The organism is Anaerocolumna sp. AGMB13025 (assembly GCF_029689925.1).
Lineage (GTDB): Bacteria > Bacillota > Clostridia > Lachnospirales > Lachnospiraceae > Anaerocolumna.
In genome coordinates, this window is the sequence record NZ_CP121445.1 from 6,045,368 (window position 1) to 6,070,996 (window position 25,629).

Consider the following 25,629-nt stretch of genomic DNA (forward strand, 5'->3'; position numbering starts at 1 on the left):
GTACCTTTCAATAACTAACCTGCTTAAGCTCCATAGCTTTCGTAATTACCTGGTCCTACTCCATATCATTTAACTGTTTTTTTAGTTCAAGCAGTCTATCTCTTAGTTCGGCTGCCAGCTCAAAGTTTAATTCGGCGGCTGCCGTATGCATGTCTTTGGTAATCTTCTTAACCACTGCTTCAAGTTCGTTCCGGCTCATGGATTCCGGATCTTTATCCATCTTATAATAATCTTTGTCTGCTTTTTTCGATATACGGATTAACTCCCGTACTTTCTTTTGTATTGTAGTCGGAGTAATTCCATGTTCTTCATTATATTGGCTTTGGATTGCTCTTCTTCGGTTGGTTTCATAGATTGCCTTATCCATAGAATCCGTTATTTTATCTGCATACATGATAACCCGGCCTTCTGAATTACGAGCGGCTCGTCCAACGGTCTGAATCAGTGAAGTTTCTGAACGTAAGAAACCTTCCTTATCTGCATCCAGTATTGCCACTAAAGTAATCTCAGGTATATCAAGTCCTTCTCTAAGCAGATTAATTCCAACTAAAACATCAAATACATCCAATCTCATGTCCCTAATAATTTCCGAACGTTCCAGTGTGTCAATATCGGAATGAAGGTACTTTACCCGAATGCCGACTTCCCTCATATAAGCGGTTAAATCTTCTGCCATACGCTTTGTTAAGGTAGTAACCAGTATCTTATTCTTTTTGGCTACTTCCTTATTCACTTCACCGACTAAGTCATCTATCTGTCCGTTAACGGGACGTACGGAAATCTCCGGATCCAATAATCCGGTAGGTCTTATAATCTGTTCTGTGCGCATCAGTTCATGATCTCTTTCATAAACGGAAGGGGTAGCGGATACGAACATCATCTGATTAATCTTACTTTCAAATTCTTCAAAATTTAAAGGTCTGTTATCCTTAGCAGACGGCAAGCGGAAACCAAAATCCACCAGGGTACTCTTTCTGGCCTGATCTCCGGCGTACATCCCCCTGACCTGAGGTATGGTAATATGGGATTCATCTACAATAATAAGGAAGTCATCTGGAAAATAATCTATTAAAGTATGGGGCGTACTTCCTGGTTCCAAACCGGATAAATGTCTGGAATAGTTCTCGATACCAGAACAAAATCCGGTCTCCCGTAACATCTCGATATCAAAATTCGTCCGCTCAGAGATTCTCTGGGCTTCCAGCAATTTATCTTCACTCTTAAAGTACCGGATTCTTTCTTCCAGCTCGACTTCAATAGTCTTAATGGCAGCTTCAAGCTTGTCCTGGGATACTACATAGTGAGAAGCAGGGAAGATTGCAATATGTTCCAGGCTGCACTTGATTTCACCGGTTAATACATCAATTTCACTAATCCGGTCGACTTCATCACCAAAGAATTCCACACGGATTGCACGATCATCGGAAGTCACCGGAAATATCTCAACCACATCGCCATGTACACGGAAGGTACCACGTTTAAAGTCCATATTGTTTCTGGTATATTGAAGATCCACCAGCTTTCTAAGAACCTCGTCCCTGTCTTTTGTCATACCAGGTCTTAGGGAAATTACCATATCCTGATAATCTATAGGGTCACCCAAGCCATAAATACAGGATACGCTGGCAATGATAATGACATCCTTACGTTCGGATAAGGCTGCGGTAGCGGAGTGCCTTAGTTTATCAATCTCATCGTTAATAGCGGAATCCTTTTCAATGTAAGTATCGGTTGAAGGGACATAGGCTTCCGGCTGGTAATAATCATAATAACTTACAAAATACTCTACGGCATTCTCAGGGAAAAATTCCTTGAATTCTCCATATAACTGAGCTGCTAAAGTCTTGTTATGGGCAATGACCAACGTTGGTTTATCCAGCGCCTGTATTACATTGGCCATGGTAAAGGTTTTACCGGAACCCGTAACACCAAGCAGGGTCTCAAACTGATTACCTTCTTTAAAACCATTAACCAACTGGGTTATCGCTTCCGGTTGGTCTCCTGTTGGTGCATATTCCGAAACAAGCTTGAAAATACTCATCTGTTTTATCCTTTCTATTAATCCTTACATGAAATCAAGCAGTTATAAAACTACATGATTTAGAAATATCTGCTATTTATATGAATATGAATTATATCTTGCACTGCCTTTTCTGCAATGGTTATACTTCTAATCTTACATTAATGGCATGAATATCGATTATAACTGTGAATGCACTATAACTGCAACAGTCGATTGTAAATGTGAATATCGGTTATAAATATGAATGTCAGTTATAAATATGAATTTCGATTATAAATATGAATATCGTTTATAAATATGAATGTCGTTTATAAATATGAATGTCGATTATAAATATGAATGTCAATTATAAATATGAATGTCGATTATAAATTTAATTAGGATGATTCTCAATTACTCCAGTCCTTATATTTGCATTCCCTACGGTTTATATCATCTATATCAAAAGGTATTATTTTAATCGATTTAACTAATCGTTAGTCATTATATCATATCTGGTTTTCAAACGCAACATATTTTCGAATGTCTGTTCTGCCATAATTTCTATAATATGTAATATCTTAAGCATTAACATACTGTGTAACTTTATCTAATAACCAAATAACTTAATGAATTATAATCATCATCATTAAGTAAATAGTCGCTAAGCAGTGAATTCACCAATTTGCTGCTATAATATGAAAAAGGCATTTGTAAATCTAACGGATTTATTCCTATCAACTGCCTAAAATCAGTTAATGAATAACCTCCGGATTACAAATGCCTAAAAAATTGTTGGTTTTAATTATATTTCTTTATACCTTTATTACTATATCCCTTGTTTTTAGTATCCTTTATTCTTCAATATTCTTTCTTCAAAACCCTTTATTTCTCAAAACCCTTTATTCTTCAATACCCCTTATTCTTCAATACCCTTTATCCTTCAATACCCCTTATTTCTTTATCTGATCCTTAATAACCTGAATTGCTTTCTGAAGCTGGTTATCTTCTTCTTTCTTAATGACTACCTCTTTTTTTAGTTTTTCTTTCAAATCTACGGTCACATCCGGTTTGATACCAATCTTATGAATGTTTTTACCGTTAGGAGTGAAATACTTAGAAACTGTAACTTTAATTGCGGTGCCGTCAGATAAAGGGATAATAGACTGTACGATACCCTTACCAAAACTGGTGGTCCCAACAATGGTACCACGTTTGTAATCCTGTATTGCACCTGCAAATATTTCCGAAGCACTGGCGCTGTTTCCATTAATCAGAACTGCTAACGGTTTATTAAACTCTTCTTTGGCGTCAGAGAATTTTTCTTCTCTCTTGCCATACTTATCTTCCGTATATACAATTAAACCTTTGGGCAGCATCCGGTCAAGCATGTCGCATACCGTATCCAGCAATCCTCCCGGATTATTACGGATATCAATAACCAGACCTTTTTCGCCTTGTTTTTCTAAGTCATTGACAGCTTTACGGAACTGTTCTGCCGTAACTTCGTCGAATTCAGAAACTGCAATATAGCCGATTTTATTGTCTAACATCTCATATTCGATGGTAGGAACTTCCACGGTTTTTCTGGGTATGGAAAACTCCATGGGCTTTGTTTCTCCTTCACGGACAATGGTTATCTCCGCTTTGGTCCCTTCCTCTCCTTTGATCTTGCTTACTACTTCGGTTAAATCTTTCCCGGTTACTTCTTCACCGTTAACCTTATATACAATATCCCCGGGTAAAATTCCTGCCGCATGGGCCGGTCCGTTCAGGAAGGGCTTTACTATGGTAATAATACCAGTGGTCACATTCTGAGTCACCGTAGCACCGATTCCGCAATAAACACCACCGGTGGACTCCATCAGGGCTTTATACTCATCTGCCGTATAATAACAGGAATATGGGTCACCAAGACTTGCAAGCAGACCTTTATAAATACCATCCGCTAACTTGCTGTCATCCACTTTCTCCATGTAAAACTTATCAATCAGGGTTTCAAGCTTATTTATTTTTTGCATGACTTCATCTGAAGATGTTTCTTTTACTTCAGTGGCTTTAGCCGTACCATTGTTTTGTTCACTGGCAACATTTGCTTCCGGGCTTTTTGAATCTCTGCCCTCAACCTGGGTAACATAAATTGTCAGTACGATTGTAAAAATAAATAGTGCGCCTGCTAATCCTGATAAAAATCCAGACATAAATTTATTCTTCATAGTTCGCTCTCCTTATCTTTTAGCGGGGCGCTTGCATAATATAAAATGCAAACGTTAACCAGACTTACTAAAATATTAATCCTTTACTCTATCTACGGGGAAGTAAATGTTTTTTATAAATAAAAACTCCCCCTGCAGCTAACATGAAAAAAATCTAATAACTTACATAATTCAGCGGATTTACATATGTACCATTTACAGTAACTCCAAAGTGTAAATGGGAACCGGTAGAAATTCCCGTTGATCCTACCAGGGCAATGGTCTGCCCCTTAGTGACCTCGTCGCCGACGGAAACCAGTAATTTAGAGCAATGCATATATACGGTATAGACTCCATCACCATGGTAAATCATGATGTAATTACCTGCAGATACACTATAGGCCGCCGTGACAACAGAACCGCTTCCTGCCGCTACAATATTACTTCCGGTGCTTGCACCGATATCAATTCCTTTATGGTAGGTACTTGCGCCTTCCGTTGGTTGTTCCCTATTTCCAAAGGTTGAGGTAATACGGGTACTGGACGGGCAGGGCCAGGTAAAGCCCCCGGTATTAACCGGACCTCCGGAAGAGGTATCCTGACCGGAATCATCGTTTTGTTCTGAATCGTTATTATTCTTAGCTGCTTCTTCCTGTCGTTTTCTTTCTTCTTCCTTTCTCCTGCGTTCCTCTGCTTCCTTTTTCTTACGTTCCTCTTCTTCCACACGTTTTCTTTCTGCTTCCAGTAATTGTTCGATCAGATCTTCCTGCTCGTTTAGTTTATTGGTATAGTCGGCGGAAAGAGCCTGTGTTTCATCAATGCTGGCCTCATATTTAGCCAGTTCTTTATTTTTATCTGAGGCTAATTTTTTAACCGTCCCTTGTTCATAAGTCAGCTCTTCTTTTAATGCATTTAATTCGGCAACTTTTGCTTCCAGCTTTTTTTCTTTATCCGCCACATCCTGTTTCAGTTTTTTATAGTTATCCAAAAGATTGTTGTCAAATTCCGTAATTTTAGACATGTATTCAACCTGATTTAACATATCGGAAATCGTATCGGATTTCATAATAATTTCGATATATTCCGTATTACCGTTCTCATACATGTATTGTATCCGTTTTTTCATTATGTTATATTGTTCCTGCTCAACTGCTTTGGCAGCTTTTAATTCCTTTTTCGCATTCTCCAAAGAGACACCTGTCTTTTTAATGTCACCGTTCAACGAATCAATTTCATCGGCTAAGTTGCTTAATTCCTTATCTAATTCTTCGATATATTTAAGTATATCGCCCTTTTCCTTTTCTAATTCCGATAATCTTGATTCTGTTTCCTGTTTCTTTCTCTCAAGGTCAGACTTAGCATCCTTAGCCTTGTCAATTTCATTGGCAAGGGAAGGGAAACTAAGAGAGCTTACTAACATTATAACCGACAATATTATAAGTATACCTTGTAATTTCTTTTTTCCAGTAAGCTTTAATGCTCTGGCAATAAGGTCTTTTAAAGGCTTTTTCTCCATAACGTTCTTCTCCCATTTGCATGACTTCTCATAGGTTCACCGCTTAACTCAGGTTACAACGCTTCATTGCGTCTTAAATGCCTTCTTACTGTCATATAGCTTCCGATCAGTCCAATTCCGATTCCGATACCCAAGGATATGGGAACCAGTTTGGAGAAAATCTCCGGTGCTTCCAAAAACTTAAATGCATGAAATATATTTATGTACTTTTCAGTAATATATGATATTACTTTATGATAAATGAAATATAATCCGGTAACGGGTAAAAGTGCACCAATAATACCGATGATTACACCTTCTACTATAAAAGGTGCTCTGATAAAGGTATCGGTAGCCCCGATTAATTTCATAATAGAAATTTCTTCTTTCCGAATTGCAATTCCCATGGTGACCGTAGTACTTATTAAAAATATAGCTACTGCCAGCAAAATTATGATAATTGCCGCTGAAACATAGCCCACCAAAGCATTGAAGGTTTTAAAGGTATTGGCAACGGAATCGGAATGATTGACCTGTCTTACACCGTCAAGGTCTTGTATGTACGTAACCAGGGACTTCTGCATGGATACATCATTTAAGTAAACCGAATAGGACGCAGAATCTGCTAATGGGTTATCATCCCCAAAGGTTTGTGCAAGCTCCGGTTTGAGATATTTTTCTTTATAATTCTTCCAGGTTTCCTCCGCTGAAATATATTCAATCTTAGAAACTTCCGCTCTGGATTTGATTTCTTCACCAATTTGCTTAATCTGGTCTTCGCTGACTCCGGCATCAAAAAAAACCGTTACCCCAACAGAAGTCTCGGCTGTTTTTACCATATATTGAAAATTAGCTACTACAAAATAAAATATGCCAAATAAAAACAGACAAGCCGTAATCGTGCCGATGGAGGCCAGGGAAAACATTCGGTTTCTATGTATATTCTTAATTCCTTGCTTTAAACTATAGAAAAATGTACTAATACGCATGGGTATACCCACCTTTTTGCTCATCACTGATCAGAATGCCTTTACTCATGGTGATCACTCTCTTCTGCATCTTATCTACGATATCACTGTTATGGGTAACCACAACCACCGTAGTTCCTCTTTTATTAATTTCATCTAAAAGCTTCATGATTTCCCAGGAATTCTTAGGGTCTAAATTACCGGTGGGCTCATCGGCCAGTAAAATAACAGGATTATTAACAAGAGCCCTTGCCAGTGCCACTCTTTGCTGCTCACCACCGGATAATTGGCTGGGGAGGGCTTTTTGTTTATCCGCCAGACCTACCACAGAGAGCATAGCTGGAACCTGCCTCCTGATGGAACTGTTTGGCATTTCAATTACTCTTTGGGCAAATGCAACATTCTCATATACATTCCGGTCCTTTAACAGACGGAAGTTTTGGAATACCACCCCAATGCTGCGGCGGTACTTTGCCACCTGACCGTGCCTTAATCTGGATAAATCCTTATAGTTTACGAAAACCTTGCCGGTTGTTGGTTCGATTTCCTTTAGCATAAGTTTTATCATGGTGGATTTGCCGGAGCCGCTGCTGCCAACAATGAATACAAATTCGCCCTTGCGAATTTGTAAACTGACATTGTTGATAGCAGGGGTACCTTTTTGATATGTTTTAGACACCTGCTCGAAGTTAATCACGGGAGCATCCATGTCTTTTAGCTGTTTTTTTAAATCATAAGCCATTTTAATACTCCAAAGTCTCCATATATTTCATGTATTTCACAACCATCAGTGCAATCTTAAAGGTAATAGCGTCTTCAAATACCCTAAGGTCTAAATTGGTGCTCTTCTGCAGTTTATCAAGACGATAAACCAGTGTATTACGGTGGATGTAAAGCTGTCTTGAAGTTTCTGATACATTTAAGCTGTTCTCAAAGAACTTATTGATAGTAGTTAAAGTTTCTTCATCAAATTCATCTGGGGATTTTCCGTCAAAGATCTCTTTAATGAACATCTTGCATAACGGCATCGGCAACTGATAAATCAGACGGCCGATTCCTAAGTTACTATAAGCTACCACATTGCGGCTGCTGTAGAAAATCTTTCCTACGTCCAGTGCCATCTTAGCTTCTTTATAGGATCTGGATACATCTTTGATTTCGTTTACAATGGTACCAAAGGATACATGTACTTTGGTCATTGCTTCCGTATTCAGCATGTCTAAGATTACCCTTGCGGTCTTATGCATATCATCATAGGTTTCATTCTGTTTTAATTCTTTTACAAGAATTATATTCTTTTCATCTACCGCAGTGATAAAGTCTTTTGTCTTGCCGGAGAATAAACCTCTTACGGTTTCAAGGGCATTGACGTCCTTCTCATTCTTGGTTTCTATGATAAATACAACTCTTCTGACATCGGTTTCGATGTGTAGCTTTTTCGCACGGTTATAGATATCTACCAATAATAAGTTGTCTAATAACAGATTCTTAATGAAGTTGTCCTTATCATATCTTTCTTTATAAGCTACCAGTAAATTCTGTATCTGGAAAGAAGCTATCTTGCCAACCATATATACATCATCACTGTCACCTTTTGCCAATATCACATATTCAAGCTGATGTTCATCAAAAACCTTAAAGAACTGATATCCCTGCAGCACCTGGCTGTCTGCCGGGGATTCCACAAACGTCAATACTGCGCTCTCATATTCGTCAGCATTATTTATAGTAGTTGCCAAAGCTTTACCCTCGGTATCCATAACACACAGGTCTACTCTGGTAATCGCTTTCAGTCCTTCGATGGTATTCTGTAGAATTTGATTCGAAATCATATCATACACTCCTTCTGTAAGCTGCTTTTTTTTATTATTATTAAAAAACTAAATTTTCATACGCTAATTTTAACATTGATTTCGTCGAAAGTAAACTAAAAAAATATAAAATATTATTAAAATTTCGTACAATACTGTCAAAACCCAAGTTTTTCAATTTAGTTTATTGACTGAACTATACATCACAACGCAAAATTCGACAATCAGATACGGTCCTTATATAACGTCAGTGACACCTTCCCCTTAAACGTCATGCGCATCCTGCCTGGAGGGCTTATTATTTCATTGGGAAGTTTAAAGAAATTTCTATGAATAATAAGAGGACGCCCCTTACTTATAAGTTAAAAACTTATAACGCAAGGACCGTCCTCTTATATTATTATTCTTTATAGTATTAGTGAGAAATTACTTGTTCTGTTTCCTTATCAAATAAATGCATCTTAGTTAAATCGAATGCAATTTTAATTGTATCACCAGGTCTTGCAGTAGTTCTTGGATTAACACGAGCTGTAATATCATATTCATCAACAGCGAAGTATAAGTTAACTTCAGCACCTAATAATTCGTATACCTTAACAGTAGCTTCAACAACACTGTCAGGAGAACTGCTGATAAACATTTCTTCGTCTTTTACATCTTCCGGACGGATTCCGAATACAACTACTTTGTTTTCATATCCGCCATCGATTAATTTCTTAGCTCTTGCTTCCGGTACCTTAATGGAATTTGTTCCAAAGGATAATAAAACGTCAGAACCGGATTTAACAACTTTTGCGTCAACCATATTCATCTGAGGAGATCCGATGAATCCAGCAACGAATAAGTTATTCGGAGCATTGTAAAGGTTTTGAGGAGAATCTACCTGCTGAATAACGCCATCTTTCATAACAACGATTCTGGTACCAAGTGTCATAGCTTCTGTCTGGTCATGTGTTACATAGATGATTGTTGTCTGTAAATTCTGATGTAACTTGGAAATCTCGATACGCATCTGCACCCTTAACTTAGCATCCAGGTTTGATAACGGTTCATCCATAAGGAATACTTTAGGATTACGTACGATGGCACGACCCATAGCAACACGCTGTCTCTGACCACCGGATAAAGCCTTCGGTTTACGGTCTAAGAGATGTTCGATATCAAGGATTTTAGCAGCTTCGTGAACTAATTTATCTATTTGATCCTTAGGAGTTTTTCTTAATTTAAGACCGAATGCCATGTTATCATAAACTGACATATGAGGATACAAAGCGTAGTTCTGGAAAACCATCGCGATATCTCTGTCCTTAGGTTCTACATCATTAACTAATTTATCAGCGATCCATAATTCACCGGCTGAAATTTCTTCCAGACCTGCTATCATACGAAGAGTTGTTGATTTACCGCAACCAGAGGGTCCTACAAAGATGATGAACTCCTTATCAGCTACTTCAAGATTAAAATCTTTAACAGCTACAAAACCATTAGGATATGTCTTGTTAATATTTTTTAAAGATAAACTTGCCATTTTTCATTTCCTCCCTAAATTTTATGTCTTTTTGAGTACACTATCTTGTACTATTACTATATGACTTATCATACACTATTAGCACTTGTAACGCCATATCTCAATTAAACAAATTAATTTTTGCCCTTTTGTATAATTTGTATATTCATTTTCAAAATAAGTACTTTTACCGATTTTTCTTATAATTTTCTATAAAATTACTGTCTATATTCTCTAAAACCCTCACCCATTACCTCTCTGGCATCACTTACGATAATAAAGGCTTTTGGGTCGATTTTTGCCACAATATCAGTTAATTCCACGATTTCTTTTTTAGATACTACACAGAAAAGCATTTTTTTATCTTTATTGGAATACATTCCAGTGGCTGATATTCCGGTTACGCCACGATCCAGTTCTTTTAAGATAACCCTGGCAATTTCATCATAATAATCTGAAATAATATAAGCCATTTTGGCAAATTTAAGACCCTCAAGTATGCCATCGGAGACTTTTGCTGTAATAAATACCGCTATAATTGCATATAACGCTTTATGAAGTCCAAAACTGATAACACCGGCCAGCACAATTATGCCGTCAATTACCGTCAAAATCTGTGGAACCGTATAATAAGGTTTGAATTTATGGATTACCATAGCCAAAAGATCCGTACCCCCTGTGGAAGCTAAGGTGACAAAAACCAGACCTAACCCGGCGCCGCCAAGGACTCCGCCGAAAACGGCTGCAAGGAGATAATCCTCATGAACAATATCAAAAGGCGGAACAATATATAATGCCACACTCAGACTGACCGTTGCAAAGAAAGTATTCTTTAAAAAGGTTTTTCCCCGTACGAGCCAGGCAGTTATAAACAGCGGGATATTAAGCAGTATATTCGTCAGCCAGATTGGTACGCCGCCCTTTATCCATATACTGGTGACTTTTTTTATTACGATTGCCAGACCGGTGACACCTCCGGTAACCATTTCCAAAGGATCATAGACCAGATTGACTGAGGCTGCCATAAGTAAAGTGCCGACAATGATCAGCAGATAATGTCCTGCTTTCGTTTTTTTAAATATTTTTTCCATTTTCCCTTCGCCTTTTCATTTAATTTAAGAGGTGCAATTGGGAGCTTAGTCCCTCAGCATACCAAATAATGTATAGCGCACCAATTTGTAGTATATCAAAATTAATATAGAAAGACAAGCTCTCCAAGGCAGCTTGTTAAAGCATTAAAGAGGCAAAATGTAATCTCTTATACAGGTATTATACCCTGTATTAAGCGGTCCCATAACTATTTACCGCTGTATTTCCCGGAAAATGTCCGAATATCACTGTTGGTTTGATATTTCTTTATAAAATAAGAAAATAAATGATCGATTTCCTCGGGTTTCAGGTTATTAAAATTTCCTTTCGTATATATAGCGTCACAGAGTGTCATAAAATCATAACGTATATTGGTGAGATATTGTTTTTCAATTTCCGATAACTTATTATCCGCATCAAATGCTTCATACTGGTAGACTTCCTGCCCATTCGTCATATTCTGATAAATCTGCTCCATAGTCAGATGAAAGGCGGAAAAACCGGTAATTATACGTTCCATATTACTATTTTCATTATCTAAGTTTATGATTGCTTTCAAAGAGTCCGTAAATAATTCATAGTTACCAAGACCTTCCTCAACAAATTCAATGTTATCCAGTGCTTTTACACCTTGATTACATTGGACATACAGTTGGTTAAGATATTCTTTCTTATCAGCTTCCAGGATATCTCTTTTATTTTTTTCCTTTATAACTGATATTGTAAAAAGCAGCATTATTGAGGTGGTTAATATCCCTAAGGCAATGGACCTCCTATTTCTTCTCTTCTTTTTTATCATCCTTTGCCTGTTTGCGTAATCTATTTCCCATTTTTTATCCGCTTCACTTTCTTTATCCAGATGTCCGAAGTTGGGATTTATAAAAGTGACTGGATATTTCTCATTATTCTTATAATCCGCTTCCGTTATTTCCTGCATAAAGGATGTCCCAGTGTTCTTCGGTTTTGTCTTATTATCAGATATTCCTTCTGCTCTTTTCAACTCTTCCTCCCACCTTTAACCTGTTGCACATCATATTCTATTTCATATATTATAGCAATAATATCCTATTAATTCCAACACTTTATTCTAATTGTTTGTGGCCATATATGTTCTATCCCCATGAGTGAAATAAGGCTGTTATCATCAACTCTTTTTAGAGAATTTATAGAATTTATTGATTTTAAAAAATGCCCCATAAGATCAGTGAAAGATCTATTTGGGGCATTCTGCTATATGTTATAAACCTGCATATATATTTTACTGTTTATCATTCGTTAATCCGAGCTTGTCAAAAAGAAAGAAGAGAAGGGATAGTATCATACCAACGATACAAGCAAGTACCATTCCTTTTAAAGTAACTTCACCAAGGTTTAATGCAACACCAGATAAACCAGTTACAAATACAATGGAGGTCAGGGTTAAGTTTCGGCTGCGGCTGTAGTCAACTTGTCCGTCTACCATAACACGGATACCAGAGGCACCGATCATACCATATAATAAGAAGGAAATACCTCCGATTACTGGTCCTGGGATGGTTTGAATTAAGGCTGAGACAGGTCCTACAAAGGAAGCTATTACAGAGAGGACTGCTGCACCTCCGATAACTTGTACGGAATAAACTTTAGTCATAGCCATAACACCAATGTTTTCACCATAGGTTGTGGTTGGTACAGATCCCACAAAACCAGAAAGCATGGTAGAAAAACCATCTGCAAATAAGGAACGGTGTAAGCCGGGGTCTTTTAATAAATCTCTTTCAACGATTTTACTGGTTACAATCTGGTGACCAACATGCTCCGACGTAATAACTAAGATGACCGGAAGAATCATGATAATTGCCTCAAGATTAAAGCGGGGTGCTTGAAAATTAGGCATAACCAGGATATTGGCATGAAGTGCTTTACTTACATCAGCCATAGTTACCAGATGAGTAAGTACTGCTGTAACATATCCGGCAATAATTGCAATCAAAATCGGTATTACAGCAAAAAATTTACGGAATAGTACGTTACCAAATACGGCAACCCCCAGAGTAACAGCAAAAACAATTATATTTTTGGGATTGATAGCAGCATCTTCTGAAGGAAGAATACCAGCGGTAGAAGCAGCAGTTCCTGCAAGTTCCAGACCAATAAGTGCTACTACGGGTCCCATTGCGGCTGCGGGAAGAACGACATCGATCCATTTGGTGCCGAACTTATAAATGATAAATGCAATAATACAAGCGGCAAGGCCGACTACGATAAAACCACCCAGTGCGTAAGGATAACCCCATTTTGAGATTACAATACCTGCTGGCGCAAGAAAAGCAAAGCTGGATCCGAGATAAGCGGGAGCTTTGCCCTTGGTGATAAGAATAAATAATAAGGTGCCGATACCATTCATCAGCAATACAACAGATGGATTGATCTGGAAGAGAATAGGAACTAAAACAGATGCTCCAAACATAGCAAACATGTGTTGAAGGGATAATGGAATTAACAGATTAACCCCGACCTTATCTTCCACTTGAATAATTTTCTTGGTTTCCAAAAAAAAAATACCTCCTTAAAGTTCATCCTGAAAGCTTGTCCTGAAATTCATTCTAAAAGCTCATCCTGACAAGTATAGCACGGTCTTCGGCAGATTTCTACAATTATTTTTATTATTTTGAATTTTTTTCTCGCCTTTCTTGTATTGATTATTAGATAATACTTCAAAAATTATTCATATTTTACCAATTAGTACTAACTGATTTATCATATGTGCACAATGATAGGATGTAAGCTCTTTTTCCATTCGCTTTACCGTATTATTTAGTGCCGTTATTTTATTTGAAGTGCATAGCCTTTTTAAGAACAAACATGGAACAAGTTAATAAGTTAATATATATTTTCATGTTTATGGATGATATGGAACATAGATACAATCTGTTTCCATCCGTTGTAACTTGTGTTATAATTTATTTGGTTATTTGATGTCCAGGCTCAGAATACTAAGCTTATGAAACATAGCATAATCAATGCTTTCTTAATCACCTTCCTTGCTGATTTTATCAAGTATACCAAGACAAAAATAACTGCGAAGTATGAATATATCATATAAAGAATCAAGATTGGAGCTATTATGAATCGAAGCACTGTATTAGTAACCGGTTCCAGTAGGGGAATCGGGAAAGCCATAGCAATAAAGTTTGCCAAAGAGGGTTATAACGTTATTATCAATTGTTCCCATCAGGAGAAAGAACTGCTTCTTACCAAGAAAGAAATTGAAAGCTTCCAGGTATCCTGCATGGCTTATGTCGGTAACGCAGGCAGCTTTGAAGAAGTAAATAATATGATTATGCTCGCTAAACAGCAATTCGGGACCATTGATGTGCTGGTAAATAATGCAGGGATATCCCATGTAGGTCTTTTTACCGATATGGATCTTTTAACCTGGAATGAGATAATTAACACGAATTTAACTTCCGTTTTTAACTGCTGCAGGCTGGTAGTCCCCGATATGATTGCCAGGAAGCAGGGGAAAATCATCAATATATCTTCTGTCTGGGGAAGTGCAGGTGCTTCCTGTGAAGTAGCCTATTCCGCTTCAAAAGGGGGTATCAATGCCTTTACCAAAGCCCTGGCAAAAGAACTGGCGCCAAGTAATATTCAGGTAAATGCAGTAGCCTGCGGAGCCATTGATACCCAAATGAATCATTTTCTAAACCAAGAGGAAGTGTCCTCTCTTATTGAAGAAATTCCGGCAAACCGACTTGGACGCACGGAGGAAGTGGCTGAGTTTGTCTATCATATAGCCTCTGGCAATGATTATTTAAATGGTCAGGTTATCCGCTTAGACGGAGCCTGGATATAAGCATTTAGTCCTTTTCCATTGGTCTCATTAGCGGAAACAGGATAGAATCTTTAATATTTCCAGTGCCTAAAAGTACCTGCAGGATTCTGTCAATCCCCATCCCCCAGCCGGATATGGGAGGCATTCCGTATTCCATGGCAGTAATATAATCCTGATCCATAACCATGGCATCCTCATCACCCATAGCGTTTAACTTAGCCTGCTCGGTTAACCGATTTGCCTGTTCTTTCGGGTCAACTAATTCCGAGTAGGCATTGATTACTTCTACACCGTTAATAACCAGCTGAAAGCGGTCGGTTAATTCTTTATCCGCATCATTCGCTCTGGCTAAAGGTGAAAGAGCAATCGGATGCTCGGTGAGGAAAACCGGTGCGATCATATTTGGTCTGCTGACCTTTTTATATAGAAGGTCAATCAGATTTCCCCTGCCTAACAGATTAATATCTGTTTCAGATTCCAGAGTTATGCCTTTTCGGTCAATTTCAGCTTTTAGCTCTGCTGCTGTCTGGAAGCTGGTTATATCGATACCACTGTCTTTTAATATCAATTCCCGAAAAGATACTACCGGCCACTGGGCCTTAAAATCAATCTCTCTGTCTCCTATCGTTATCTTCGTAGTTCCAAAGACCTGATTGACTGCATTGCAAAGCATTCTTTGGGTAAATTCCATGTTATCCTTGTAATTAAAATATGCACAGTAACATTCCAGCATGGTAAAATCCTGCAAATGGGTCGTATCCATCCCTTCATTTCGAAAACACCTTGCAAATTCAAATACTCTGGTAAAACCGCCGACAATTGCCCGCTTTAAATATGTTTCCGGTGCAATTCTAAGATAAACGTCAAGATCCAGGGCATTATGGTGGGATATAAAGGGTTTCGCCAACGCTCCAGAAGGCTTGTTGATTAAAACGGGAGTTTCAATCTCAATATAGCTGTTATCTTCTAAGAAGCGTCTGATTTCTTTCATAAAATTAAACTTAATTAGGAAGCGCTTTCTGGTCTCCTCATTCATAATCAGGTCTAAGTACCTTTGGCGGTAACAGCTGTCAATGTTACTGATTCCATGGAACTTTTCCGGCAGTGGTTTCAAGGCTTTGCCTAAAAATTGAAACTCAGCAACCCGGATTGTTTTCTCTCCGGTCTGTGTAGTAAAAAGCTCACCTATTACCCCGATAAAATCCCCTATGTCAAAGGATTTTTTAAAGAAATCATACTGGGCTTCACCTAAAATATCTTTCTTTAAGGCTGCCTGCAGGTGCCCGTTAATATCCGCTATGGTAATAAAGGTTAACTTGCCCATCTTTCGAATAAATGTTATTCTTCCGGCTGCTTTTATCTGGTCTGTTCCATCAGGCATGGTTGATAGTTCAGCCAGCTGGTGGGTTATTTCAAAGCGCTCCGGGTAGGGATTCGTTATTTCAGAAACCAGATTTAACTTTTCTCTTCTGACTTGCTCTAAGCTTGTTTCCATTTGTAATCCTCCTTGCATTTACAATTTAGGTTTTGTACTTTTGAGTATACTTTTGAGTATATTTTTATGAAGTTTTTATTTATCCATGTTAAAGGTAATTTTACCTTTAATTGATAAATCTCACCTGATTACGTAACGATACGACGATTGTTTTAATAAACCTTTCTTCATGAATTTTCTTTTCAAGAAATTAGAAATTATCGTTTTCGTGAAATTTTTTTAATCGTTTCCTACATAATCACTTGACTAAAAGGTATAATAAGAGTCTGGCCCGCCAGACTCTAGCGCTGACGCGCTGTCACGACAGTGACAATCTTCCTTAAGTGCGTCATGCGCATCCTGCCTGGAAGGCTTTTTAATTTATAGGAAAGTTCTTAGAACTTTCCTATAAATTAAAAAAAGCCCCCTTCCTTGATTTTATTCAAGGACGAGAGCATAAGCTTCGTGATACCACCCTGTTTCATCCATATTTCACAATAGGGATCTCTACAAGTACGGGTATACTAATTCATACCGATACTCTGGCGCTGTAATGGGCGCTCCCATCGTAGCCTCAGCAGGATAGCAGTCGGTACGCGGCTCCAAGTCTTTGTTTCGCTAATGCTTTTTGTACCTCTTTCCACCGGCTGAGGCTCTCTGTAACATAACACATTATCTACTTATCTTTTCATAGCCTTTATTTTTATTGGGTTTATCCTATCATATGGAATAGGAGGGTGTCAAGGGTTTTATTTCAACCTATAACTTTCTTTACTTCAGCCAGCCGTTCATAGAATTGAGAATAAAATTCTTTATCTTTATCATATTTCTTCAGGTAAAAGATATTGAGCAGATACATATTGATATTTCTAATTTGATTATCCTCTTTGGTATTTTTTATAATAACTTCCATATCATTGAGAAAATAATGCCAGTCTGTCAGAAACTGCTGGTTCTGCTTTATATCCGGTGTATCAATCCAATTCATGACTTTTCGTTTTGTCGCTATGTTGTTTTGGCATTCGTTGATTTGTAAAAAATATTTAAACCCATGATCTTCATAATATCTTCCAAGCGGAAAAATCCTGCATATCCCCGGTCGTAATCCGTGAATGCTGCATCTGCCTTGGGTATTCAGATAGGAACAGGCTTCATTGTTCCCCGCCATCTTCAGATTTGGAAGAATGATGCCGTCTACCACGTTTAATTCAATCTTATCAATTAAAAGTCCTTCAAACGTAGCATCCTGATACGTTGTTAACCGGAATATATCATAAGGATCCAGAATAATTGATTTTCCCATTCCGTGGCAGCAGGAGGCTTCTCCCTTACAGCCATTGCAACTGGCTTCTACCAGATCTTCCAGATCATATAGTTTTCCATCGGATATTTCATCCAGACTGCAGTTTCTTTTCATATGTTTTCCTCACTTATTAATTGCTATGGCTTATTCTTATAATTATTGAACTCCATTATAACATAATAATATATGCCTGCAATATAAATAAGATTATTTATATGGTTTTCGAATAATATACCTTAGCTGCCAGACTAATCATGGATTGCGCGACTGCAGCAGCAATCAGTGTATAGAAAACAACTGTGTTAAAATAACCGGCTACAATACCAGCCATTATCATAACCACGGCATTTATCCCTGCCATGGGCATTCCTGCTTTCTGGGCAATCAGCTGCTTACGTTCATCGTATTCCTCATTATACATTAGCTGAAGTTTTTGAGGATTTTTTAATGCCATTGCATATTTAATTGTTGTAACCAATGCAACCAGGCTGATTCCACACAGCAGACCGCTTTGAAAACTGAGCATCATTTTATTACCTGAGTAGAAGGTTATTACATTCGTATCTACTAAAATATTAAAAACAAATAAAATTAACGCAGCGGCAATCATGATGCCACCGATAAATATGCTTGAGATAATTTTTTTTCTGTAATTTTCCATATCGTTCTCCTTTTACCTTTCAATGTCTGTGAAGTCAAAGACTTCTTCAATGGGCAATCCAAAATAATGTGCAATCTTATATGCAAGGACCAGGGAAGCTGTATACTTCTCCACTTCAATGGATGTAATTGTCTGCCGCGTCGTCCCCACTGCAAATGCAAGTTCTTCCTGTGATAATTTGTGCTGCTTTCGCAACTCTTTAATGTGTGTTTTCACTAATACCGCCTCTCAAATAAAGCTAAGTTAACTTTGCATTTTTAGTATAGTCTGCTTTGCATTATTTGTCAAGTCTACTTTGCATATTAAATATATTTTTTTGTATCTTTCACATCTTATATTTATTCATTTCTTATTTTTCTTATTATTATTTTCTTATCTTTCTTTTCTCATCTCTTCTCATCTTTTTTTCATCTTTCTTTTCTCATCTTTCTTTTCTAACAGCAAACATTTTTCATTTTACAATATACTAAAACCCTGTAAATGTACTATCTACATCTACAGGGTTTTCAATAAACTTCATAAAATTTGTTATTCAATAGCTTTATTACTTTTTTTGAATACTCCCAAAATGTTCAATGGTTGTTGACAAAGCCGCCGATACAAATACTGCCGTAAACGTAAATCCCGATAAAATAGTTATCATAGATAAGATCTTTGTCGCTTCACAGACCGGGTATAGATCACCATATCCCACCGTAAAAAAAGTAATTACAACGAAATACAAAGCATCTCCCCAGGAGGTCAGCTCCCGGCTATAGCAGGCAGTGGGATAGACGTTCTGTATTTCAAAAGTAATATTGCTTAATGCAAAAATCGCAAAGCTGATATTCATAAAAGCAATACTCCAAATACTTTTTACCAGTACTTTCTTTTTAAAGATTGTCCAAATGATCCGACCAATGCCAAATATATTCACTACATATAAAACCGCACTGATCCATATAAATCCCTTGGGATATTCTATGCTCCGGGTTATTAACTGCCCAAACAGGATACAGAAGGAAACTCCCGAATAAATCAGAATACAATTAATGGTCTTATCCTTCATACTGACAATTTCTTTTATGATAACTACAACTAAAAAATATAATAAAAACAACAGCAGCAAACAAATTAGAGATAAAATCGATGAAATCAGGAGCCGGAATGCTATTCTTCCTTCACTGTCATTTAAGAAAATCACAACCCCCACTGCAATGAAAAGTACACCGTGGAATATTGCAACTGGAATTAAAACCGCCGGTTTCACATGGACAGCAGCAGAAGACTTTCCTCCCACCGTGGCGATATATTTTAATAAATATAGTCTGTTTTTCCAGATTTCCCTAAAGAAGTAGAGCAACATTATCATAGTCATTGCTAAAATCAATATGTCATCCACCAACATACCTCCTTAAAACTCTATTTGTCTCCCAATTATACTCCTTAATTCTCCTATTTGCTATGGGAACCTAAAAATGTATTATCACTGAATTTTACCTCTTCTATTCTCTGGCATCTTATCGCTTCATCGAATACACCATAAGCTGTAATTCTTTGTATGTCGCGGCTTTTCCGTAATAATTTGAAAATGAAGCTATTATCTTCATGTCTCTCTTCCGAAAGATTTCTTTTAGCTCATCAATAGAATACAGTCTGGTTGGATCTGCCGGACTTATCTCCGGTTTTTGTGCAGGAAATCCATAGGGTATATTGAAGTCTCCATACAGCATTCTTCTGTTTTTTGCATCCCAATCAAACACGGATAAAGCAAGTGCCTTATCTCCAACTTCCCAGCCCTGCTTTGGAAAATAAAGCTCTGCATGTTCCGCATTGCATATATCCATAAAATGCTTTCCTAAAGGCTTTAACGCTTTTGAGATAACGTCAAAAATCTTTAAGTTCTCCTCTTCATTCTCCAAATAACCAATTGCACCATCTGCCAGATTTACGACAACGTCAAATTCATTTTTAAAATTTATGCTGCGGATATCCGAATGGATAAATTCTGGGGTCAATGCTTCTTTTTCTGCCATCATCCTTGCGTCTTCAATTAATTCTTTCGTTATATCAACTCCAACAACCGAGTAGCCTTTTCTTGCAAACTCCAGTGAATGTCTTCCGTACCCGCAAGCAAGATCAAGAATACGTTCCCGTCCGGTAAGCCCGAGGGTGTTAATAATAAAATCCACTTGATTCTTAGTATCTTCCACCCATGACTGCTTTTTCATATCAAGGGTCCATATATTTTTATACCAGTCTGAAGCTTTTATCTTCACATACTGCCTCCTTATGCGTATATTGGGTATTAATTCCCCTGCACGTATTTTAATAATACTATATTAACAATTCATAATTACTTGCCGGCAGTATTATATTAGCAATAATTTTGAGAAAATAATAGACTTGTAATTCAATTTGTAATATAATGGATAATGAAGTGCGGACTAAATTTAAAATCTGTTATTGTAGCCACACAGAGGCTATTCTATCAAAATATTTATTGTCTCCTACAATCTTTATTTATTGCTTCGCTTATCTCCTTGTCTAATCGCCTTCACAATATCCAGGAACCAATTATACAAATCAGCTTCACCTAATCCAAATAATTTTTCTTTATTCAGAATAACCTTTCCATCCTTTATTTCCGAAATACCAAAAAGCGGCTCATAATTTAGTGCTTGAATGCTGCTAAATTCCTTCCATTCCTCAATTGTAAACACCTCTTTTTCTGTTATTCTTTTCAAGTTCTGATAAGTACTCCGGTGCATCAAATTCAACCCGGCATTAAAATCAATCCTACTGCACAGTTGGTTATCGATGGCCTTCCATACGGTTTCAATACTTTGCTGTCTTTTATATAAGCTTTCCAAGCTCATGTCCCCGGTATTTAGCATCTCCATTAGCAACTGCTCATAATTCTGCGGCTGCCATTCCAAGGTTCTGCTCATATGAATCAGCCATTTATCATGAGGGATATATTCTTTATTTGCAATAAATAAAGCGGATATCAGAGGTTTTACCGCATAGTTAAAACAATAATGTCCCTGTAAAATATCCTCTCTGTGAATCCATATATCACCTGCTAATTTATAATTCCACCAGGATTCAAACATGAGTCCTTCTGCCTGACTGACTTCGCTTTCTTTTTGGAGCTTTGTTTCAAACAGACTTTTTAACGCTCCATTCTCATCATAGATAATTTTTGCATACGATAGATCCCATAATGCAATGGTGTCATAATCCCTTTTTAACTCTTCTTCATAATTTAAGATTTTAATATCATACAGATATCCATCGACTTTTGTAATTCCAAGAGCAAGCGGCGTTTTTTTCGTTTTATAGCAATTAAAAGCCTCTTCATGGAGAAAAATCACCACATCTATTTCCGATAAATAATCAGCATAGCCTCTTGACATGCCACCGTCCAGCATAATACCTGCAATTTGTTCAAATTCTTTGATTTTATCCATATTTTTATTAAGCGCTTCCATAAGTTCTGTCAAATTACTATCTTTTTTAATACTGACATAAGGTCTTTTACTTTTCATTATATGTTCCCTTTCAAATGTAATGGTATTTTTATATTGTAATTAAGGTAATAAGTAATTACGGTCTTTTTTTGTGATAACATAAAAAGGCCATGGAACTCTCCACAGCCAAATAGTTGTTATTATATGAGCGGAAAAGTTTGATAAAACCATATTTGTGTATAGAAAATAATACTGTTATGGAACAGTCTTATATTTTCTATTAAATTATGATTTTTATCTTCCTTTCCACGTGCTACTTATATTACCGATTCTGTAATATCAAGTGTACCGGATATCGTCACCCCAGAATTATATTTTTATGTTATCACCTTTGTATCATAACATTACATTAATTATGATGTCAATATAATTTCCACCTCCCTGCTGCTTATGACGGGGAGGTGGAACTGTTCACAGCTAAATATATAACGTGTTTTTTGTATATGCTGCGAAGCAAAAATCTTATTTTACAAAGTTAACAGTTCCTTCTTTTCTAGGCGCAGCGGCAGGCAGCGGCTTATCGCTGTATCCTAATACAGCGGAACCAGATACTTCATAATCCTGTGGTACACCTAGTTCTGTTAAGATACTTCTTACCTTAGGATCCTGCCCAAAGTATGCCAATATATGAATCCAACAGGAACTGATATTAAGAGAATGGGCAGCCAGAAATATATTTTGAAGGGCAACTGCACAATTTGCTTCAACTGTAGCTGAGCTTTTATCATAAGAGGTGATAATTACTGTGGGTGCATTATAAAAAGGATTGAATTCAGGATTGCCAGCCATCTTTTGGAAACGTTCTTCCGAGGAATTTTTCATTAATTCTTTCACAGCAGAGACCAGTTCATCTACTTTTTCCTTATTCTGTACTACCGTAAAATGCCATCCCTGTTGTCCCATCCCACTTGGCGCATAGTTTGCCGCTTCTAAAATCAGATTTAAGTTTTCATCTGAAATCTGCTCCTGTGTATAGGATCTTACACTTCTTCTGGATAAAATATTCTGTATTATTTCGTTCATATATAACTCCTTTCGATTGTAAAAACTTGGTGACCACAATGTCATTAAACTTGTTTTGGAATCAGACTAGTTTCGGAATCAGATTAGTTTTGGTATCAGAAACCTTGCTTTGACTAATTTATAAATTTGTTTTATAATTAGCTACTGATTTATTTGATTATCTTGATAACACTGAAATAATAACAGTATTTTCATCTCAGGTCTAATGAATTCTTTTCATTAATTCTATAACTTTAAGTTATGGATGAAAAATTTTATGTCACATAAAATAAGTCAATTGGTTATTGGGAGTACGTTCCTTGATACCTTTATTGTTTGCTTTATCAGGATTCATTATCGGGGTTGTCTATCTAAGTATAGATGTATCATTACAAATTTATACTTCACAATTTCACAAATAGAAGTTTTATCATAAATGATAAATTTTATGTTTCGCATAGTTATGTACCATATTTATTTATTATTTTTCTTTACGACATAATACAACACATTTATTTGCATCATATTTATTTACATCATTTTTATTTACATCATTTTTATTTACATCATTTTTATTTACATCATTTTATTTACGACATATTTATTTACATCATATTTGTTTACATCATATTTATTTACGACATTTTTATTTACCTCATATTTATTTACCTCATATTTATAAATCAGAAAAAAGCAGGAGGAATTATGAACTGGCAGCAATTAGAATATTTTAAGACCATAGCAGAAACTGAAAATTTCACAGAGGCAGCAACTTTACTTTCCGTAACACAGCCAGCCCTCAGCAAGGCTATATCCAAATTAGAAGAAGAGTTAGGCGTTCCTGTGTTTGAAAAACATGGACGGAATATCCAACTGACCCGTTATGGAAGTCTGTTTCTTACACACACCCAAACTGCTCTCCGGGAAATCAACGAAGGTGTGCAGGAACTTAAGGATATGGCCAATCCGGAAACGGGTACTGTTTCAATTTCCTCACTCTTTACTCTTGGCACTCGCCTTATACCTGATGCAGTTAGTGAATTTCTGATTAAATATCCCAATATTAAATTTGAATACTGCATGGAAACTGCGGAAAATATCCTAAAAGGTCTAGTAAACGGAAGGTTTGATTTGGGCTTATTAGCTGATAACGAAATTGCTATACCAAACAGGGAAATTGAAGCCATACCCGTCAAACAGGAAGAACTTGTAATTATTGTTCCAAAGAATCATCCTCTTTCAAATAAAACTGAAATATCCCTGTTGGAACTAAAGGACGAAAATTTTGTTTTCTTTTCTGAAAAAACCAAAGAGAAAATTACTACCTTTTATAAAATGCATGGCTATACTCCAAAGTCCCTGCTAAAACCCAGTGAAAACGGAAGTTTAGTAACCGAATTTGTACGAGCAGGTCTGGGGATATCCATTGTTCCTTATTCCTGTTTCTTAAAAACGGAGGATATATCTGTACTAAGGTCAAAAGAACAGCATTGTTTCAGGACAATTTATATGGGTCTCAAGAAAAATGCTACTTTATCCTCTTCTGCCAAACTATTTAAAGACTTTTTGATTGAATATGTCTCCAGAACAACTTTCAGCAATCAAACTTAAGAACCGGATGCCAGTTTGTTTCAAACGTACTATATACAATCAATAAACATAGGGAATCAACCGGAATTGTGTCTGCTTACAATACTCATTAAATTCCTCCCTAAACCTACCCCGTAAAGCTGCCTCTTCTACCCTTATTCTAACTCCATAGAAGAACATGCAGGCGATCAGAACACATACAGGCGCAAACATATGCCTGTACACAGCTACCCCATTAGACTAAGTATACTTCCGGAATAGGCTGGATTTCTTATAAATTTAGTCTAAATGAATTTGTCTATATGAGTTATGTAGACATGGATTCAATTCATTATACTATTAGCCCGCACCCGCATAACATTCTACCATTCATTTGTATAAATTCTACATATCACTTAAAGCAACTACATTAATTGTAATTTATTATTCTATACACTAAACGTATATAAGAATTCTCCAATACTTCACACTTTTCAAGTGAGAGCACACCTAATTTTTCTAATTCCTCCTGCCGTGTAATTGATTCGCCGTCTATAAGGGTTGCGGTATTCCTTCCACCGACCAAAACCGGAGCTATAACTATATCGACGTAATCAAATAATTTATTACGCAGAAACATTCCGTTTAATGTTCCACCAGACTGTATCGTGATACGTTCACATTGATACTGTTCTGAGAGAACTTCAAGCATTGCTTTTAGGTTCAGCTTTTCCTGATATATAATGTTTAAATTCTTTTCTTTCACTGAATATGCCGGATGCCCATCATTCGTTGTAACCAATACAAATTCCTTTGCTAGTGAACAAAAATACCGTATTCCTCCTTCTTTTAGATGTTTATTATCAATAATCACAAATGATACTGGTGTTTTTTCAGGCATAGCCTTTTTATTAACTCCTAATTTTGCCTGTACGCGACCGGAATTCAAAGACCATAAATCTGTGGTCTGCTCTATCTCATAATACTGATGTAATCCCTCTTTTACACCAGCAAGCTTAGGATAATCCGTATCAACATCCAACGTATCCGATGCTCCGGTACTAATCTTACCATCTACCGATGACAGCATAAATAAGGTTGTAATAGGTCTTTTTTTCGCTTTTACTACTTTTTCAAAATCCATATGCTTATCTATCTCCTTCCTGCTTTTTATGGTATTAATCTATTTTACAGGAGGCAGCCCATTTCTTCATGATTTTTTTT

21 protein-coding genes are annotated in these 25,629 nt (G+C 36.9%); 2 read left to right on the plus strand and 19 right to left on the minus strand.

All coding sequences use genetic code 11. The annotated features are described in order from the left end of the window. Window positions 1-55: 55 nt before the first annotated feature. The 10 genes from uvrB to uraA form a co-directional block, all read right to left on the minus strand. The gene (gene uvrB / locus QA584_RS25105) at window positions 56-2,041 is read right to left on the minus strand and encodes an excinuclease ABC subunit UvrB (RefSeq protein WP_278271842.1); all 1,986 of its coding nucleotides are present in this window, start codon (window positions 2,039-2,041) and stop codon (window positions 56-58) included. A gap of 914 nt (window positions 2,042-2,955) precedes the next feature. Next, window positions 2,956-4,218 carry a S41 family peptidase gene (locus QA584_RS25110; protein WP_278271843.1) on the minus strand — a complete coding sequence of 421 codons (1,263 nt, stop codon included), beginning with the start codon at window positions 4,216-4,218 and terminating at the stop codon, window positions 2,956-2,958. 154 nt (window positions 4,219-4,372) lie between these two features. After that, window positions 4,373-5,713, minus strand: a complete 1,341-nt coding sequence (locus QA584_RS25115; RefSeq protein ID WP_278271844.1) for a murein hydrolase activator EnvC family protein — start codon at window positions 5,711-5,713, stop codon at window positions 4,373-4,375. Between the two features lie 53 nt (window positions 5,714-5,766). Continuing rightward, a complete protein-coding gene (gene ftsX, locus QA584_RS25120) occupies window positions 5,767-6,681 on the minus strand; it encodes a permease-like cell division protein FtsX (protein ID WP_278271845.1) in 915 nt (304 codons plus the stop codon). Beyond that, a complete protein-coding gene (gene ftsE / locus QA584_RS25125; protein WP_278275235.1) occupies window positions 6,671-7,357 on the minus strand; it encodes a cell division ATP-binding protein FtsE in 687 nt (228 codons plus the stop codon). The genes ftsX and ftsE overlap by 11 nt, the downstream gene beginning before the upstream one ends. Window positions 7,358-7,403: 46 nt before the next feature. Then, window positions 7,404-8,492 carry a PucR family transcriptional regulator gene (locus tag QA584_RS25130; RefSeq protein WP_278271846.1) on the minus strand — a complete coding sequence of 363 codons (1,089 nt, stop codon included), beginning with the start codon at window positions 8,490-8,492 and terminating at the stop codon, window positions 7,404-7,406. 394 nt (window positions 8,493-8,886) lie between these two features. Further along, on the minus strand, window positions 8,887-9,999 hold the full coding sequence (locus tag QA584_RS25135) for an ABC transporter ATP-binding protein (protein ID WP_278271847.1): 1,113 nt from the start codon (window positions 9,997-9,999) through the stop codon (window positions 8,887-8,889). A gap of 197 nt (window positions 10,000-10,196) precedes the next feature. Beyond that, window positions 10,197-11,069 carry a YitT family protein gene (locus QA584_RS25140; protein WP_278271848.1) on the minus strand — a complete coding sequence of 291 codons (873 nt, stop codon included), beginning with the start codon at window positions 11,067-11,069 and terminating at the stop codon, window positions 10,197-10,199. A gap of 206 nt (window positions 11,070-11,275) precedes the next feature. Then, on the minus strand, window positions 11,276-12,067 hold the full coding sequence (locus tag QA584_RS25145) for a hypothetical protein (RefSeq protein ID WP_278271849.1): 792 nt from the start codon (window positions 12,065-12,067) through the stop codon (window positions 11,276-11,278). Between the two features lie 258 nt (window positions 12,068-12,325). Continuing rightward, entirely contained in the window at window positions 12,326-13,600 is a 1,275-nt protein-coding gene (gene uraA, locus QA584_RS25150) for a uracil permease (RefSeq protein WP_278271850.1), read from the minus strand. Window positions 13,601-14,173: 573 nt separating this feature from the next. Here uraA and ymfI point away from each other — a divergent pair. After that, on the plus strand, window positions 14,174-14,905 hold the full coding sequence (gene ymfI, locus QA584_RS25155) for an elongation factor P 5-aminopentanone reductase (protein ID WP_278271851.1): 732 nt from the start codon (window positions 14,174-14,176) through the stop codon (window positions 14,903-14,905). A gap of 4 nt (window positions 14,906-14,909) precedes the next feature. Here ymfI and lysS read toward each other — a convergent pair whose 3' ends face one another. The 8 genes from lysS to QA584_RS25195 form a co-directional block, all read right to left on the minus strand. Next, window positions 14,910-16,379, minus strand: a complete 1,470-nt coding sequence (gene lysS / locus QA584_RS25160; protein ID WP_278271852.1) for a lysine--tRNA ligase — start codon at window positions 16,377-16,379, stop codon at window positions 14,910-14,912. A gap of 733 nt (window positions 16,380-17,112) precedes the next feature. Continuing rightward, window positions 17,113-17,775, minus strand: a complete 663-nt coding sequence (locus QA584_RS25165) for a YkgJ family cysteine cluster protein (protein WP_278271853.1) — start codon at window positions 17,773-17,775, stop codon at window positions 17,113-17,115. Window positions 17,776-17,872: 97 nt separating this feature from the next. After that, window positions 17,873-18,322: a hypothetical protein gene (locus QA584_RS25170; RefSeq protein WP_278271854.1), complete on the minus strand. Its 450-nt coding sequence runs from the start codon at window positions 18,320-18,322 to the stop codon at window positions 17,873-17,875. A gap of 12 nt (window positions 18,323-18,334) precedes the next feature. After that, the gene (locus tag QA584_RS25175; protein ID WP_278271855.1) at window positions 18,335-18,538 is read right to left on the minus strand and encodes a helix-turn-helix transcriptional regulator; all 204 of its coding nucleotides are present in this window, start codon (window positions 18,536-18,538) and stop codon (window positions 18,335-18,337) included. 328 nt (window positions 18,539-18,866) lie between these two features. Then, window positions 18,867-19,703, minus strand: coding sequence for a potassium channel family protein (locus QA584_RS25180; RefSeq protein ID WP_278271856.1), 837 nt, complete (start codon window positions 19,701-19,703; stop codon window positions 18,867-18,869). 118 nt (window positions 19,704-19,821) lie between these two features. Then, window positions 19,822-20,580: a class I SAM-dependent methyltransferase gene (locus QA584_RS25185; protein WP_278271857.1), complete on the minus strand. Its 759-nt coding sequence runs from the start codon at window positions 20,578-20,580 to the stop codon at window positions 19,822-19,824. A 240-nt stretch (window positions 20,581-20,820) separates the two neighbouring features. Continuing rightward, window positions 20,821-21,852 carry a hypothetical protein gene (locus QA584_RS25190; protein WP_278271858.1) on the minus strand — a complete coding sequence of 344 codons (1,032 nt, stop codon included), beginning with the start codon at window positions 21,850-21,852 and terminating at the stop codon, window positions 20,821-20,823. Window positions 21,853-22,296: 444 nt separating this feature from the next. Then, entirely contained in the window at window positions 22,297-22,857 is a 561-nt protein-coding gene (locus QA584_RS25195; RefSeq protein WP_278271859.1) for a nitroreductase family protein, read from the minus strand. Window positions 22,858-23,541: 684 nt separating this feature from the next. Here QA584_RS25195 and QA584_RS25200 point away from each other — a divergent pair. Next, window positions 23,542-24,447 carry a LysR family transcriptional regulator gene (locus QA584_RS25200; RefSeq protein WP_278271860.1) on the plus strand — a complete coding sequence of 302 codons (906 nt, stop codon included), beginning with the start codon at window positions 23,542-23,544 and terminating at the stop codon, window positions 24,445-24,447. 388 nt (window positions 24,448-24,835) lie between these two features. Here the strand turns inward: QA584_RS25200 and QA584_RS25205 are convergent, their stop codons facing one another. Then, on the minus strand, window positions 24,836-25,549 hold the full coding sequence (locus QA584_RS25205; RefSeq protein WP_278271861.1) for a dihydrofolate reductase family protein: 714 nt from the start codon (window positions 25,547-25,549) through the stop codon (window positions 24,836-24,838). Window positions 25,550-25,629 lie beyond the last annotated feature (80 nt).

Coding starts and splice junctions, on each gene's coding strand:
- uvrB (WP_278271842.1), bottom strand. CDS start 2,041: ATGAGTATTTTCAAGCTTGTTTCGGAATATGCACCAACAGGAGACCAA.
- QA584_RS25110 (WP_278271843.1), bottom strand. CDS start 4,218: ATGAAGAATAAATTTATGTCTGGATTTTTATCAGGATTAGCAGGCGCA.
- QA584_RS25115 (WP_278271844.1), bottom strand. CDS start 5,713: ATGGAGAAAAAGCCTTTAAAAGACCTTATTGCCAGAGCATTAAAGCTT.
- ftsX (WP_278271845.1), bottom strand. CDS start 6,681: ATGCGTATTAGTACATTTTTCTATAGTTTAAAGCAAGGAATTAAGAAT.
- QA584_RS25130 (WP_278271846.1), bottom strand. CDS start 8,492: ATGATTTCGAATCAAATTCTACAGAATACCATCGAAGGACTGAAAGCG.
- QA584_RS25135 (WP_278271847.1), bottom strand. CDS start 9,999: ATGGCAAGTTTATCTTTAAAAAATATTAACAAGACATATCCTAATGGT.
- QA584_RS25140 (WP_278271848.1), bottom strand. CDS start 11,069: ATGGAAAAAATATTTAAAAAAACGAAAGCAGGACATTATCTGCTGATC.
- ymfI (WP_278271851.1), top strand. CDS start 14,174: ATGAATCGAAGCACTGTATTAGTAACCGGTTCCAGTAGGGGAATCGGG.
- lysS (WP_278271852.1), bottom strand. CDS start 16,379: ATGGAAACAAGCTTAGAGCAAGTCAGAAGAGAAAAGTTAAATCTGGTT.
- QA584_RS25165 (WP_278271853.1), bottom strand. CDS start 17,775: ATGAAAAGAAACTGCAGTCTGGATGAAATATCCGATGGAAAACTATAT.
- QA584_RS25170 (WP_278271854.1), bottom strand. CDS start 18,322: ATGGAAAATTACAGAAAAAAAATTATCTCAAGCATATTTATCGGTGGC.
- QA584_RS25190 (WP_278271858.1), bottom strand. CDS start 21,852: ATGAAAAGTAAAAGACCTTATGTCAGTATTAAAAAAGATAGTAATTTG.
- QA584_RS25195 (WP_278271859.1), bottom strand. CDS start 22,857: ATGAACGAAATAATACAGAATATTTTATCCAGAAGAAGTGTAAGATCC.
- QA584_RS25200 (WP_278271860.1), top strand. CDS start 23,542: ATGAACTGGCAGCAATTAGAATATTTTAAGACCATAGCAGAAACTGAA.
- QA584_RS25205 (WP_278271861.1), bottom strand. CDS start 25,549: ATGGATTTTGAAAAAGTAGTAAAAGCGAAAAAAAGACCTATTACAACC.